The organism is Edaphosphingomonas fennica (genome assembly GCF_003034225.1).
In the GTDB taxonomy this organism is placed as follows: domain Bacteria; phylum Pseudomonadota; class Alphaproteobacteria; order Sphingomonadales; family Sphingomonadaceae; genus Sphingomonas_E; species Sphingomonas_E fennica.
In genome coordinates this window covers 1-13,374 of sequence record NZ_PHHF01000061.1, presented here as the reverse complement: position 1 = coordinate 13,374, position 13,374 = coordinate 1, and the positions used below count along the sequence as shown (strand labels likewise).

Sequence of the window (13,374 nt, the reverse complement as noted above, 5' to 3'; positions counted from 1 at the left end):
CTGTTATCTGCTCGAATTAAGCGCGTCCATCGGTGAAAATGATACGGCGAACAGTCCAATAATCGATTGCAACCGAGGCCAGGTCGCTTTGAAGCGGCGCTTTATCCTGTCCGCCGGCTAATGCTGGTTCGTAGCGCCATTCGCCATTTGCCTGCCGACCGCTCGCCCGGACCTGGTTTGGCGATCGGTGCGCCGCGCGAGATGATTCAGCCCGGTGCGGTAGGCCCGAAGTGCGCCCGGCGCTTCGAATGATCAGTCCCTGATGTCATTGCCTGATTGGCAGGTCGCGTTACCCCCACACCGCGACCTGCCGCTGGCCCCCTTGCCTCGAAATAGGACAGGATGGTTAACAGCAATTTAACGTCGCGAGCCGGCGGCAATGCGATCGTGAACCTCTCCGGGATTCTCCTCCCCCCAACGCTGCGCCCGTCCAATCCATTTCCAGACGGCGCCTCAACCCTCCTGCATCCCTCCCTCATCCGCGCCAAAATAGTTTTCGAGACGCGCGGCCGTGTCGGGCGTCAGTTCGACAAACTGGCGCCTGCCATCGTCGGGATCGTCTATCTTCACGAGCAGCTTTGCCTCGCAAAGCTTGTTGACCAGCCGCAGCGCAGTGCTGGGAGGCGCGGTCGAAGCGAGGCAAAGGGCGCTCGTTGCCACCTTCTTGCCCTCGCTTTCGTGAATGAAGAGGTCGATCAGCATGTCCCAGGCCGGTTCGCCGAAGAGCTTTGGCGACCCGATCAGCTCTCGGCGGAACTGGCGGCGCTTATAGGCTCGGCGCGCATTTGCGAGCGCGGTTGACGCACTTTGCTGTTGTCCGCCGCCTCCCGACCCGGGATTGTCGCGCAGAACATGGGCGCAGGCGGGCGCACGATCAGATCCTATGCGCCCGCTCGCTGCGACGCGCTGGGCGTGGGTCGCCGTGACGACAATATGATCGACGATCTCGATATCGAGCGATCGACCAAGGTCGGAAAGCCTGCGCGTCGCGACGATGTCGTTTTCGCTCGGGGTCGCGTCGCCGCTCGGGTGATTGTGGACGAGAATGAGTCCGGTGGCGCCGTGCTCGATCGCGCGCCGAAAGATCGTTCTGGGATAAAGCTCGAGCTGCCGGACGGACCCATGGTGCAATTGCTCGTCCGCGATCAGGCGGTAGGAAGCGTCCAGGAAAAGGATGCGCAGCACCTCGTCCGGCAGCGATCCCATCGAGGCCATGAGATATTGGCCGAGCTTGGGGCAGGCAGGGTCGACCGGCTGCGTTGTCAGGTCGGCCTGCAGACCCTCAAGGAACATGTCCCGGGCGCCGAGCAGGATATCCGCGATCGAAGGGTGGTGACCCAGAACCCGCTCGAGCGCTTCTGGCGTTTGGGCCAGGATCCGTCCGATGCTGCGGAATTCCTGCAGCAGCGCGGCGGCTAGCCGCTCACCGTCATTCGGCTCGATGGACGCCAGAAAACGTGCCAGGACGGATCGCTGCCGCTGCGCCGCAAGCGCTGCTGGTGCCGCCAGGTTGCGAGGATGAGAAGGGGCGGGAGCAGCCAGGACGAAGCGACCTGCATCGTGAGATAGGCAATCGGGTTCATCGAGACGTCGAGCGCCCGGCTGATGTGCGCCAGCAGCGGCAGGACATGGAGGACGGCAACGATCATGGGCCAGAAGCGATGCGCCAGAAGCGCCAAGGCGATGGTCGCCGCCGAACCAATCAGGTCGATCACCAGGTAACCCAGGTCGACCGAATGATATTCCACCTGACCTGTCGAGACCAGCAGGCGATCGAGCAGGACCATCAGGATGGCAATCCCCACCATGACCCGCTCCGGAGCACCGCCCCGCCAGGCGGCGTAGCCGAGAGCCACCAACAGAAGGGCGATGAAGATTGCTATGCGCATCGTTCCCGCTTTTCATGCCAGTCGCTCCCGGTCAATCGCCGTCAGGCTACGGCCGCGAGATGCGGGGTCGTTTCCGCCGAGCCGGAGGGGCAATCGCGCAGATCGTAACTGCCCATTTCCTTGCCGATTTCGAGCAGGTCGCCATGGATCCGCAGGACGTCGCTGCTCACATCGACAAGCGACATCTGCGCCTTGGCGAGGCGCAGGATGGTCGCCTGGCCGGTCTTCGCGGGCGCACCGCTTTCGCGCCGCGCGGTCACCATGCTCGTCATCAGCGACGACAGGGCGATGATGGCGTCGTCGACCTTGGATTCAGCAGTCGGCACGTCGCGCTGCAGGCGGGCGGCCATCAGAGGTATGGATTGAGGCATAAGTTCTCCTTTGCCGGGCGCGCACCCGCGCGCCGGCGAACCGTGGGTCAAGTTGAACAGGTTCAGTTGGAGACGAGCCGCGTCAGCGCTTCCGCGATGCCGAGCCCCAGGAAAACGACGATGACCAAGGCGACGAGAATTCCCACCATGATCATGACGCGCGCCTGAATGCTGTGATCGTGTCTCCATCCGTCCCGGAACGGCAGGAAGAAGTCCCTCGATCCCTGGCCGGCGCCGAAGGTGGGCGCCGCACTGTCGCTCAGCTTCAGGACCGGTTCGGGATCGCCGTCCGGAAAGTCGGATGGCACCAGCGTCGGCGGCGAGGGAACCTGCACCGAGTCATATGTGATCCGGTCATATAGCTGTTTGAGACGCGCGTAGATGAGAGCTGCCTCGTCGCGATTGGCCGCGCCGAGGATGATCCGGGCAGCGGTGATGCGCTGGTCCACGGTCGGCTTGGAAATTCCGAGGATCCGAGCGATCTCTTTCGAGGTCTTACGCTCGATGAGCAGGTCGAGACAGGCGCGCTGCTTTTCGGTCAGGCGCAGCCAGCGTGCCAGGTCGTCATCTTCGTGCATCGTCATCGACATCACCGTCTTCGTTCTCGCCGAGGAGCGATCATAGGGGTGGCGCGAGGCTGCGCGGTCCCGCTGACGGCTTCGGGCAGGCCCGTCCGGAAGGATGCGTTCGACAAGACATGGCGGCGACGTAATCCGATTTTGCTCCTGATCGCCACCCCTTGGCATGTGAGCAAAGCCATGATGGCTCGTGCGGGTGCGCAAGAGACCGAGAACGCGCCATCGGCGGTGAGGCCTGACAAGCGGCTCCCCCGATGCACAGGCGGAAAGACCTTTTGTCGGCCATTCATCGGCTATTTCTTCCCGCCGCAAAGGCTATGGGTCGACTATTCAAGATTCCCCCCTTCGAATTCTCGGGCAATGCGACCGTCCCGGTTCGCATCATTGACGATAGTCAAGTTGCGAACAAGATTTGCTGTAGCCTCTCCAGCTACGCTCCCCAAAGCGGGTCTGGTCTCGCCGTCACCGCAAAAAGTCACGGATTGCACGGGCTGAAACACAGGTCGCGCGGGCAATCGCCGAACCTTTCATCAATCCTGTTGCAAGCGGGCGACGCCTTTATCTACTGGCGAAGGATTTGCTTTGGGGGGCCATCGTGGTGCGTTGTTTGTTGTGGGGAGTGGTGGGTCTGGCCGCTCTGTCTTGGAGTGGCTTTGCGCGTGCGCAGGAGCGCCATGTCGGCACCTACTCCGAAATCATCGTGACAGGGGAGAAAGCACGGAGATCCCTGCAGGACACGCCCAGCAGCGTGGCCGTGACCACCGCTCGGCGCATCGAGGAGGAGAATCTGTTATCACTCCAGGAGGTGTACGCGCGCACGGCGAATGTGACGGAGACGTTCAGCGCCGGCGGGTTCACTATCCGAGGCATCGCCGACCGCGGGATCATGGGCGGCGAGGGGGCAGCTCTCGCCACGATATTTGTCGATGGAGCTGCCGTGCCGGCCGCCATGGTTCATGCGTCGCCGGCGGATATGTGGGACGTCCGCCAGGTCGAGATTATGCGAGGCCCACAGTCGACCTTGCTAGGGCTGAACGCCCTGGCCGGGGCGGTCATCATGCGGACAGCCGAACCGACAATGGAATGGGAGCTGCGCGCTCGCGCCATGATAACGGACGCCGATGAGACGCAGTTCGCCGCCGCGCTGGGCGGTCCGATCGTATCCGGAGAGCTCGCATTCCGCGTCAGCGTGGAAAAGCGAGACGCCGACGGATTTACCTGGAATCCGACACGGCGCGCGCACGAGAATCCTCTTGATACGACCCAGGTCCGAGCAAAGCTCTTGTGGACGCCGACGGCCGTTCCGGGCTTCGAGGCGCGGTTCGGCTACACGCGCTATGACCGCTACAGCGGCTATTCGTTCAGCTTCACCGATACGTCTGTGCCCGACTTTTTCGACCGTCGGTGGAACTTCTCCGACAGTCCTAACGACAGTGAGGCGAGCACCGATATCGCGACCGCGGATCTGCGCTTCGATTTGGGCGCAGGTCTCTCCCTGACGGCGATCACGGCCTTCAATGAGATTAGCGAGTTCAATCGCTCCGACAACGACATGACGGCCGCCGATGGGGGCGCCTACGACCAGCAGAATCGCTATCGGACGTTCTCCCAGGAACTCCGGCTGAACTATGAGGGGGATCGCCTCAGCGGATTGATGGGGGCATTCTTCTACGATCGAAGGAACCGAAGCGCGACGGCGAGCGATGACAGCGTTCCGACGCCGGTCGACACGATAAGCGCATTGCTGCGAAGCAGTGGCATCGACGCGCCGACTGCGCAGTTGGTTGCCGGACTCTACAGCCGGGCGCTGGCAGCGATTCCGGTCGATTTCTCAGCGGATGCCTCTGGTCACGTGCGATCTTATGCCCTGTTCGGCGATGTTCAATTCAGGCTGACCGAGAGGCTCATGTTCACCGTGGGGTTTCGCTACGACCACGAAACGAACAGCTTGGGCATCGATCAGACCGCGCGGTTCGCGGGGGCCTATCCTGATCCGAGGGCTTTCGGCTCCACCGGGTCGCCGCTGTACCGCGCGGTGGTTGCAATCAACCAGGGCGTTGCCGGCATCGTAGCCCAAGCGAGCGGTTCGGCCGCCGCTACCGATCGGACCTTCGATGCGTTCTTGCCGAAGGCGGGGATCCAAATGGCCTGGACGCCGAACCTCAAGACTGGTTTCACGGTCCAACGAGGCTATCGGTCAGGCGGCTCGAGCGGCAATATCGCGCGTTCGGCGACCTTTTCCTACGATCCTGAATTCACCTGGAACTACGAGCTGTCGCTGCGTTCCGCGTGGCTCGATGGGCGGCTGACATTGAATGCCAACGCCTTCTATGTCGACTGGAAGGATCAGCAGGTTTCAGCGAACTTCGGCATGAGCATATACGACACGCATATCGTCAATGCCGGCTCGTCCCATCTCTATGGGTTCGAGATCGAGGCGACGCACAGCCCCAGCGGCGCTTTCGACTGGTACGCCTCGGTGGGCTACTCGCGCACGAGGTTCGATGAATTTGCCACGACGGTCGGCAGCGTGACGGACTATGACGGCCTTGAATTCGCTCATGCTCCGCGCTGGACGCTCGCCGGCGGCGTCAACATTCGTCCCGTCGATCGAGTGGCCATTAACTTGAACGCCAGCCATCGTTCAGCGGTTTTTACCGAGGTTCGCCTACCACAAAGCGCATCGCGGGCCAGCGGACGCACGCTGGTGAACGCGCGGGTCGCCTATGAGACAGGGCACTGGACGATGTCCGCTTTTGCCAGCAACCTTTTCGACGATCGATATTATCACTATCGCCTCGACGGGCTACCGCGTGCGGTCCTTGGAAACCCGCGCGTGCTGGGGATCGCGCTCGAGGCGCGGTGGTGATTTTGCGGCATGAGTAATGCCATAGATCGACAACCGGTCGTGGTACACGGCAGACGTACCGTTTGCTCTAGGCCGAACATCTGGATCCCCGCGCGCTGCCTCATCATCCCCTGCGCTCTGACGGCGGAATCGACGTTCAGCGCCTCGATGCTGACGGGGCCGGACATGTGCAGATAAGGCTTTACGCGAGCGGCGCGGGCAGCGTTGATCTGCTGCGCCGCCAGTTCCGGCTTCCAAACGGTCTTATTGCCAACGGAGTGGCCGAAATACGTCCCCTTGCCATCAAGGAGGTTTTCATAGCTCTGCGCGTGGCGAAGCTGTCTGACGTCGCGCGCCTCAAGCCTTGCGGTAACTTCCTCAGCGGTGAAGCGTCCATTTGATGCCTTGACCGATAATTCAATCTGGGCGGCGCGATTTTATATAGGGCATCGCGCTGGTAGCTGCACCGATCGTCGTCACTTCAAGGCCCCCGGCGAAAATAGTCTACCCGTGAACAATGCGACCGCGCGGGGCGATACTTAAGGTCCGGTCTCTCGCCGGCTCAAATCCCACGCCGTTTCACCTGAAATTAACCATGTCCTGCAATCGTCCGCGATTGGCTTGGCGGAAAGGGCGTTCTCGTGCGAATTGAAACAGCGAACAACTATCTGGCCGCGAGTCAGCGTCCATCATCGGCCGATCGCACCAGCTCGTCCTCATTCTCGGCGGCTCTCTCCACCGCGCCGGCAAGCACCGCTCAAACCGGGCCAGGCAGCGCCGCGCCGCCTGATTTCACCAGCATGACGCGCCAGGAGCTGTTCGACTGGATGAACGGCAAGATCAAAAGAGGCGAAATGTCGCTGGATGACAGCTCGGCGTTTCTCGGAATGACGGTGAAGATACCCGTTGGGACAGGGCAGGGCGCACCGATCGCGCTCGATGATTGGGAACGGGTCAACTTCGTGCAGCTCGCGCGGGACGGCATTGCAGGCGCCCAATCCCGAAACGACGCCATGACCCTGGCGATGCTACAGAGCGCCATGCAGATGATGCAAGGCGACCACGGCGCGAATATCAGCCGCCACGCCTGATCCTGCCGGCTCAAATCAACACCCGCTCCACTTCGTCCAGCGTCACGTCATCGGATCGCCGGTGGTAGAGCTGCGTCGTGCGGGTGGAGCTGTGGTTCGCCATAGTCGCGGCCGTCTCCAAGGTGCCGCCGTTCTTCAAATAGGTCGTGATGCCGGTCGCGCGGAACGAGTGGTTGCCGATCGCGGTGCCGATGCCCGCCGCGGTCGCGCGGCGGCGCACCATCAAGAAAGCATTGGCTTGGGCGAGGGGGGCATCGCTTAGGCGCTTAGTGCCGCGCGCGATCGTGCGGAACAGCGGCCCCCTGGCGCGCTCGCGCAAGCCGCAGCCGTCGATATAGGCGAGCAGATATTCCTCAAGGTTGTGGTGGCACGGCATTTCGTGCCGCTTGCCGCCCTTTTCGTGCAGGCGGACCCATAGGCGGCGGTTCTGGACGAAAGCATCGTCAACGGTCATGGCGACGGCCGCGCCGATCCGCGCGAAGCTATAGACCATGAGGCCGATAAGCGCGCGGTCGCGCAAGCCGGCATGGGTGGCAACGTCTATGGTGTCGAGTATCTGGCGCGCCTCGTCGGGGGCGAGAACGGGCGTCTTGCCGCGCCGCGCGCTGTGCGCCGGCCCGCGCACCGACGCGGCGGGGTTCACCGGCACGGCCTGGCCTGTCACCAGCCAGTCGAACAGGCGGCGCACGCCGGCGAGCTGCTGCTTGACGCTGGGCGGGGCCAGCTCGCCGCCTAGCGCCTCGATCCAGTCCGCGAAGTGGAGCGGCTGCACCTGGGCGAGCGAGGCGACACCGCGCGCCTCACACCAGGCCAGGAACTCGCCCGCCGCGCGCATATAGGCGCGGCGCGTGTGGGGATTGCGGATCGCAACGGCGAAGAACTCAAGGAATCGAAGCTGCGCGCGCTCGTCGGCCGCCGCGATCAACGCCGGCAGCGCCAGCGCAGCGACGATGCAGGCGAGGCCAGGGGGGCGAGCTGATTCATCGCGCGCGCTCCTGGCGGGCCGCGTCGATCGCCCGCTCGATCGCGCCGCGCGCCATCGGACTGTTCGACCAGCAGCTTGCGCCCAGCATCGCCGCGATGCGCCGGCACACCTCGTCCGCGCCCTGGCACGCCAGGGCTTCCATGCTGGCGATGCCAAGCGTTTCCAGGCGCTCAAGAACCGTGGGGCCGACGCCTTTCACGGCCAGCAGCACGGCGCGGTCCTCGGCGCTGAACCGGGCAGGGGAGGGCGCGGTCATTGCGCCGCCCTCTGCCACCGCGCCGGTTCGGGACGCGGCTTGGCGATCCATTGCTCTATTTTGGCGCAGACTTCTTCGTGCGGAATCCCCGGCCGCGGATCATCTATCGCGGCCTGAATACGACGCCGCAGCAACTCGTCGCGTAGATCGCCGTGCGGCTCCATTTCGATGAAGTTCTGGACGGTCAGGAACACCGCCTCGGAAGGATCGGCAAACCTGCCCCGTTCGATCTGCTCCAACAGCCAGTCGGCCTGATCTTTGGTAAGATACGCCTCGAAGCGCAAGCCCCCGGCGCGGGCCTGGTCGCGCAGCGCCGCCGCTTGGGCGCGCTCGGCCGCGTTGTCGTCCAGAAGCTCGTCGTCGGTCATATCGCCTCCCATTGATGGCGGTGGATCTCCGGCACGTTTAAACGGCCTCGGCCGGGTCGCCACGATAGCGCACCCAAAGGTCGCCCATCGCGTCGCGGTAGCCCCAGGCATCGGCGTAGGTCGTCGACTCCTGCGCCAGATAGGCCATGATCGTAAGCATATCCTCGGCAATAACGGCATCGACGTTGCACAAGTGGATGATCGGGAAATGCCCGCACTCGTCGCCGTTCCACCAGGCCAGGAGAAAATCCGCGACCTTCCATGATGCGCCGGTCTCGGCCGCGCGCGTCGGCGGCATGGCGATGGCGAGCAAGCGGCCGATCGCCGCGCCGGCCTCATCGAAGCTGACGTGCAGAATGACTGGGCGGCGCTGCGGGGGTGTCGTGGCCGAAGTGCCGGGGATCATTTCGGTAACCCGTTTTCGTCGTAGAGCAATTCGGCATGGTCAACATAGGGACGCTTCACATGCGCCGCGGCGCGGTCGGCGATAGTCAGCAGCTCGGCGCTGCGCCCACGCCGGGATGGCCTCATGCCAGCCATGAACGCTTCGTCCATCGGCGGATTGTCGGGTAGTTCATCGGTCATAGGGCCTCCATATCGGCGGCAAGCCATCTGCCTACAGATCGAGCTGCGAATGGGAGCCGAGACGGGCGAGGATCAGCCGGTCATCGTCAATGAGCCGGTAGATCAACACCAGGTCGGGCTTTACATGGCAGTCCCGATAGTCCTTCCAGTTGCCGGTCAAGGCATGATCCCGGTGCCGCGCTTCCAGCGGCGCATCCGTAGCCAGCGCCTCGATAATCCGCCGCAAATCGGTATCCAGCACATTGCGGCGCGGCCCTTTCGCCTCGCGCTTGAAGTCCCGGCGAAACGCCGTGGTGCGCTCAATCGTCCGCATGAAGATCGGCGAACAGCGCATCCACGGACGCAAACCGCTCGAGGCCGCCGCGCTCGACCTCGGCGAAGGCGGCCAGCGTTTCCGCGTTGGGCTGGAACAGCGCCGCCGGAATCTCCTTGTCCTGCGCGATCCGGGTCATCAACACGCGCACCACGTCGCTGACCGTCAGGCCCGAAGCCCGAATAACCTGACTGGCCGCATCCTGAATGTCGCCAGGAACGCGAGCCTGCACCATACGGCTTGCCGCCATGATAAACTCCTGCATCTGAAATCTGTATTTCAGTGTAATACACTTTGGGTGAAATTGCTAGAGGTGAATCCGGTTGCTGCATCGCACCCTGACATTGAGAGGCGTCCTCGCCGGCTTCGAGCTTCGCCAACCAGGCATCGGCTTCCTCAAGCGTCAGATGCAGGCCCGTCTGCTGATATTCGTCCCACACCCGTATGGCGTCCTGGCGGAATGCCTCGCGCTTTTCCTCACGTTCGACATACTGTGCGATGGCTTCGCGCATGATCCAATGCGAGCTGCGTCGACGCACTTCGGCCAGGTGCTGGACGCGCCCCTTAAGGGCGTCATCGAGTATGATTGATGTTGGCGCCACCATAGCGCGACCTCCGTAGCACCAGGCATACCTTGCGCTAAGCTACCTTATCTGGGCTGCGCCGACCAATTCTAGCGTCGACCGCGACGGCGAGTTCGATGTGTCCGCGTCAGTCTGGCTATGTCCGCTGTCAGGCTTCGTCAGGATGTTAGGGCCGGGGATTTCGGATGCTTTTCGGACCACATTCCCAGAAGGCGAGCACGTTTGCGGAATTCGTGCCCACCGAGGGTGATAGCTTTGCGCCACTCTCCGCGCCCCTTCCCTAAGCTGCCGACGCCCGCCAACCCTCAAGGTGCAGCTCGCAAGGGCAGAGGCGTTCTGCGCCAGATCACATAGCCGAATATTTCGCGCCGGTGGGCGCGCAGCTTGGGCCAAGGCCATCTCGTCTCGTGCCACCAGGCAATTCCGTGGCGATGGTCGTGCGCCTCGAGCCAGTCGCGGATCGCGGCGGGCGGCTCCGGCAGCTCCTGACCAGATTTCTCTTCGATGCGGTAGGACAGGAAAAAGGCGAGCCAGATGGCTATGGCCGCAACAGGAGCCGCGGTCCAAAGCGGAACCTCTAGGATGAAGCCCAAATAGGGCGCGAGCGCGGTCGGCTCGAGCCATAGCATCCCATGAAACACGGCGATCGTTTCAGCGATCAGCATGAGCAGCATGCCGAGGTGCCGCACGAGCTGTCCGTGGTTGCCGGGCCGGCATCGGGCACGCTGATAGGCGATGATGGTGGCATCGATCTGGCGGGCGCCGTCGCCAGGATCGTCGGGATTGAGGTGAGCGGCGAGCGCCGCATAATCGGCGGACCGGTCCTGCACAGCGTTATCCTCCAGACAGAATGCCATGAACGGGCGATGAGAAAGCGGCAGGCGCCATCGGTCCGAGGCCGCTCTCTCGAAACGGAACGAGAGGGGCCGGTCACAAGCCGAACGCCTTCCGCACGAGCGGCGCGATCCGCGCCTCTTCCACGTCGTCCGGAGAGACGCACAGAACCGGGGCGATCTGCTGCATGCGGGGGTGGGTCACGGCTTTCGCGGCGAGATAGGTTTCATCGGTGGATCCCATTGCCTCGACGATGATCTCCCGCGTTTCGCCGGTGCTGCGCGAGCGCGCTTCCAACAGAAAATCCGGGCGGCATGATCCGATTGGCGTGAGCGTGTCGAACACGGGCTTTTCGAGGAGAAGGTCGAGCCCTGCGCGATCGAAGGACCAGCGCAGCCGCAGCAGGTCACGCAGCACCGCGCGCTCGAACTCGGAATCGACAGGGATGAAGCGCTTTCCCGAGTAGATCGGCTGGGCATAGCCGCGAAGCGGCGCATAGCCATGCGCTTCGGGATATTGGCCCGCCACGACGATCGTCAGATAGGGGCCCTTGATCGTGTTCCCGCGGATCGAGGGGGACTGGACGCGGTTCGCCAGCACGACAGGATCGCTCCCGGCGACATGGATCGTCGAACCTTCGAACTTCTGCGTGAAGAGCGCGAGGAAGCCCTGGGGCGCATGCCCGGGCGGCCAGACTCGGGAGAGCTCGCGCAAGCGGGCATAGATGCGCTTGCTGTGGAGCGCCTGTGCATGCGTCCAGAGGGCACGGCCGAGCTCGATGCCCGGTGCGATTTCGACGCGCTGCGCCGCGATGGCCAGCGTCTTGAACTCGTCGCTGATCGAATGTTCCGGGTTCTCGTCGGAGAGGCAGAGCGTACGATTGAGACCGGAGAGGTTGATAAGACGCCAGAGCAATCGGGCGAGCCTTGGCACCGAGGCCTGGCGCGTTCTGTCGTCGCTGCTTTCCTCTTCGGGACGCTGCGCCAGCTTCTCGGGCGCCGGGCGCAGCACCTCGAAATAGCCGGTCGGCGGATCGGCCGGGCTCTCCTGCGTTCGCACTTCGCTCAGCCGGTTGGTGGCCTGATCGCGGAAGAACGGGCAGTCCGCCCTGTGTTCGGGACGGTTAACGCTGGTGAGACGGCGCAGATAGTAGGTTTCTGCTTCCGACAGGAACGCCGGCGTCAGGATCGGGGGCGGAGCGTCGGCCGACAAACAGTCGCAGGCGATCCACCTCTCGCCGATGCGCGCCTGCTGGACAAGCATGATCCCCGCTTCCTCGTCGGCGCGCGAACCCTGTCCGACATACCAGCGGACGAGAGCCTCTCGGACGGGCGCGGGAAGCGCAATTCTCCCTGCGCGGGTCCCGTCCGTATTGCGCGGGATCAGCCACATCGGCGCCTCCTGATCTTGATTTTTGAGGCTGACACTGCTCGGGCACGCGGATTGACAACCCGGCGGCCGCTGATCTTCCCTTGGCCTGTTTCGGTAGCAGGGAGGGTGCAATGAGGGCGTTGGGGATCGGTTTCGGCATTGTGGCGCTGGTCGTGTCGGGGGGCGCGGCAGCCCAGGGGAAAGAGGCCAAGCCCGCGCGCAGAGTGCAGCTCATCACGATGACCGCGCCCGGGCCGGAGAGCCGGCCGGATGCAGCCGCCGAACCCCCGAGCGTGCCCAACCCGGTGTCGACCGGTGCCCGTCCGCCGGACTTTCGGGTGCATGACCTCAGCCGCCGGTGGGTGGAATTCCAGATGGCGAACAGCTTCACGAACAGCGGCGTTGCGCTCGAGCAGGCAGCAAGCGGAAGCGCCGGGAGTGAAGGCTCGGCCGCCTCCGCCGAATGGTTGCCGCCGGCGCCTGCCATCCCCGTTCCTGCGTGGATGCGCGGCGGCGCGAGCTTCGATTTCGCGGCCAATCGCTTCGAGCCAGGCTGCGGCGTCCTTCCCTATCGGCCGACAGGATTCTTGAGGGCGGACGCTGAGAGCAGGCGCGCCAGCTATTATCAGCTGATGAGCGGGATCGCGTGCGAATACGGCATTCCGGTCGGGTTGTTCGATGCGATGATCATTCGCGAAAGCCGCTATCGCACCGATGCGCTGTCGCCCAAGAACGCCTTCGGCCTGACCCAGCTGATGCCCGGGACGGCTGCCTCGCTGGGAGTGAACCGCTATAGCGTCGAGGATAATCTGCGCGGCGGAGCGAGATATCTTCGCCAGCAACTCGACAGGTTCGGCCATTATCATCTGGCGCTTGCCGCATACAATGCCGGGCCTGGCCGCGTCCGTGGCGGGCTCGTGCCGCGCATCGCCGAGACGCAGGCCTATGTCGACAATGTCCTCATGAACTGGGCGCGCTTGAGCGGCGTCTACCGGCAAGCAACCGTGCTGCCGCGCCAGACCGCAAGCGTCTTCCCGCCTCGGTCGGTGCCGCCCGCGCGCGTCGCGAGCGTCTCGCTCTTCTAGGAGCGCGGCGGGGAAGGGCCCGGCGCCGAATCCGGTCGGGCTAGATCCGGAAGTCATCGCTCTCGGCCAGGCGTGCACGGCGGGCCAGCTTGGCGCTCACCTCGTCCAGCAGTTTCCGGACGACGGCTCGCCTGACCTGCGCGGCGACAACTACGATGGCCGGTTGAGCGGCGACTATGATGGCCGGTAGGATCGGTTGTCTGGTCTGATCGTAGG

Annotated in this window: 16 protein-coding genes and 2 pseudogenes; 4 read left to right on the top strand and 14 right to left on the bottom strand. The window is 63.8% G+C overall.

Annotated elements, in window-relative coordinates:
* Positions 1-453 precede the first annotated feature (453 nt).
* The 4 genes from CV103_RS22505 to CV103_RS14515 all read right to left on the bottom strand — a co-directional run bounded on the left by CV103_RS22505 (position 454) and on the right by CV103_RS14515 (position 2,850).
* Complete coding sequence (locus CV103_RS22505) at positions 454-1,293, bottom strand: JAB domain-containing protein (RefSeq protein WP_158500939.1); 840 nt, start codon at positions 1,291-1,293, stop codon at positions 454-456.
* Positions 1,294-1,415: 122 nt separating this feature from the next.
* Positions 1,416-1,889 (bottom strand): hypothetical protein, encoded by a 474-nt coding sequence (locus CV103_RS22500; RefSeq protein WP_020818528.1) that lies wholly within the window; start codon positions 1,887-1,889, stop codon positions 1,416-1,418.
* 41 nt (positions 1,890-1,930) lie between these two features.
* Complete coding sequence (locus tag CV103_RS14520; RefSeq protein WP_020818527.1) at positions 1,931-2,239, bottom strand: hypothetical protein; 309 nt, start codon at positions 2,237-2,239, stop codon at positions 1,931-1,933.
* An 83-nt stretch (positions 2,240-2,322) separates the two neighbouring features.
* Complete coding sequence (locus CV103_RS14515) at positions 2,323-2,850, bottom strand: helix-turn-helix transcriptional regulator (RefSeq protein WP_020818526.1); 528 nt, start codon at positions 2,848-2,850, stop codon at positions 2,323-2,325.
* A 583-nt stretch (positions 2,851-3,433) separates the two neighbouring features.
* On the opposite strand from CV103_RS14515, the gene CV103_RS14510 reads away from it, so the two are divergent.
* The 3 genes from CV103_RS14510 to CV103_RS14500 all read left to right on the top strand — a co-directional run bounded on the left by CV103_RS14510 (position 3,434) and on the right by CV103_RS14500 (position 6,777).
* Positions 3,434-5,707, top strand: coding sequence for a TonB-dependent receptor (locus CV103_RS14510; RefSeq protein WP_235589629.1), 2,274 nt, complete (start codon positions 3,434-3,436; stop codon positions 5,705-5,707).
* Positions 5,708-5,874: 167 nt separating this feature from the next.
* Complete coding sequence (locus CV103_RS14505) at positions 5,875-6,087, top strand: hypothetical protein (protein ID WP_020818524.1); 213 nt, start codon at positions 5,875-5,877, stop codon at positions 6,085-6,087.
* 240 nt (positions 6,088-6,327) lie between these two features.
* On the top strand, positions 6,328-6,777 hold the full coding sequence (locus tag CV103_RS14500; protein ID WP_021224259.1) for a hypothetical protein: 450 nt from the start codon (positions 6,328-6,330) through the stop codon (positions 6,775-6,777).
* Positions 6,778-6,787: 10 nt separating this feature from the next.
* Here CV103_RS14500 and CV103_RS14495 read toward each other — a convergent pair.
* From CV103_RS14495 to CV103_RS14450, 10 genes and pseudogenes are all read right to left on the bottom strand, one after another.
* A pseudogene (locus CV103_RS14495) lies at positions 6,788-7,761 on the bottom strand (tyrosine-type recombinase/integrase).
* Positions 7,758-8,018: a hypothetical protein gene (locus tag CV103_RS14490; protein ID WP_020818521.1), complete on the bottom strand. Its 261-nt coding sequence runs from the start codon at positions 8,016-8,018 to the stop codon at positions 7,758-7,760. Before CV103_RS14490 ends, CV103_RS14495 begins: the two are co-directional and overlap by 4 nt.
* Positions 8,015-8,386 carry an antitoxin PaaA2 family protein gene (locus tag CV103_RS14485; protein WP_020818520.1) on the bottom strand — a complete coding sequence of 124 codons (372 nt, stop codon included), beginning with the start codon at positions 8,384-8,386 and terminating at the stop codon, positions 8,015-8,017. Before CV103_RS14485 ends, CV103_RS14490 begins: the two co-directional genes overlap by 4 nt.
* Positions 8,387-8,423: 37 nt before the next feature.
* Positions 8,424-8,792 carry a DUF7673 family protein gene (locus CV103_RS14480; RefSeq protein WP_020818519.1) on the bottom strand — a complete coding sequence of 123 codons (369 nt, stop codon included), beginning with the start codon at positions 8,790-8,792 and terminating at the stop codon, positions 8,424-8,426.
* Entirely contained in the window at positions 8,789-8,971 is a 183-nt protein-coding gene (locus CV103_RS22900) for a hypothetical protein (RefSeq protein WP_020818518.1), read from the bottom strand. The genes CV103_RS14480 and CV103_RS22900 overlap by 4 nt, the downstream gene beginning before the upstream one ends.
* Before the next feature lie 31 nt (positions 8,972-9,002).
* Positions 9,003-9,284 (bottom strand): type II toxin-antitoxin system YafQ family toxin, encoded by a 282-nt coding sequence (locus CV103_RS14470; protein WP_020818517.1) that lies wholly within the window; start codon positions 9,282-9,284, stop codon positions 9,003-9,005.
* The gene (locus CV103_RS14465; RefSeq protein WP_021224639.1) at positions 9,271-9,534 is read right to left on the bottom strand and encodes a type II toxin-antitoxin system RelB/DinJ family antitoxin; all 264 of its coding nucleotides are present in this window, start codon (positions 9,532-9,534) and stop codon (positions 9,271-9,273) included. The genes CV103_RS14470 and CV103_RS14465 overlap by 14 nt, the downstream gene beginning before the upstream one ends.
* A gap of 280 nt (positions 9,535-9,814) precedes the next feature.
* Positions 9,815-9,889: pseudogene (locus tag CV103_RS23260) on the bottom strand (hypothetical protein); the annotation flags it as partial.
* Positions 9,890-10,173: 284 nt separating this feature from the next.
* The gene (locus CV103_RS14455) at positions 10,174-10,698 is read right to left on the bottom strand and encodes a hypothetical protein (RefSeq protein WP_037485683.1); all 525 of its coding nucleotides are present in this window, start codon (positions 10,696-10,698) and stop codon (positions 10,174-10,176) included.
* Between the two features lie 100 nt (positions 10,699-10,798).
* Complete coding sequence (locus CV103_RS14450) at positions 10,799-12,094, bottom strand: hypothetical protein (protein ID WP_020818513.1); 1,296 nt, start codon at positions 12,092-12,094, stop codon at positions 10,799-10,801.
* A 110-nt stretch (positions 12,095-12,204) separates the two neighbouring features.
* On the opposite strand from CV103_RS14450, the gene CV103_RS14445 reads away from it, so the two are divergent.
* The gene (locus CV103_RS14445) at positions 12,205-13,158 is read left to right on the top strand and encodes a lytic transglycosylase domain-containing protein (protein ID WP_021223069.1); all 954 of its coding nucleotides are present in this window, start codon (positions 12,205-12,207) and stop codon (positions 13,156-13,158) included.
* The last annotated feature ends 216 nt before the right edge of the window (positions 13,159-13,374 follow it).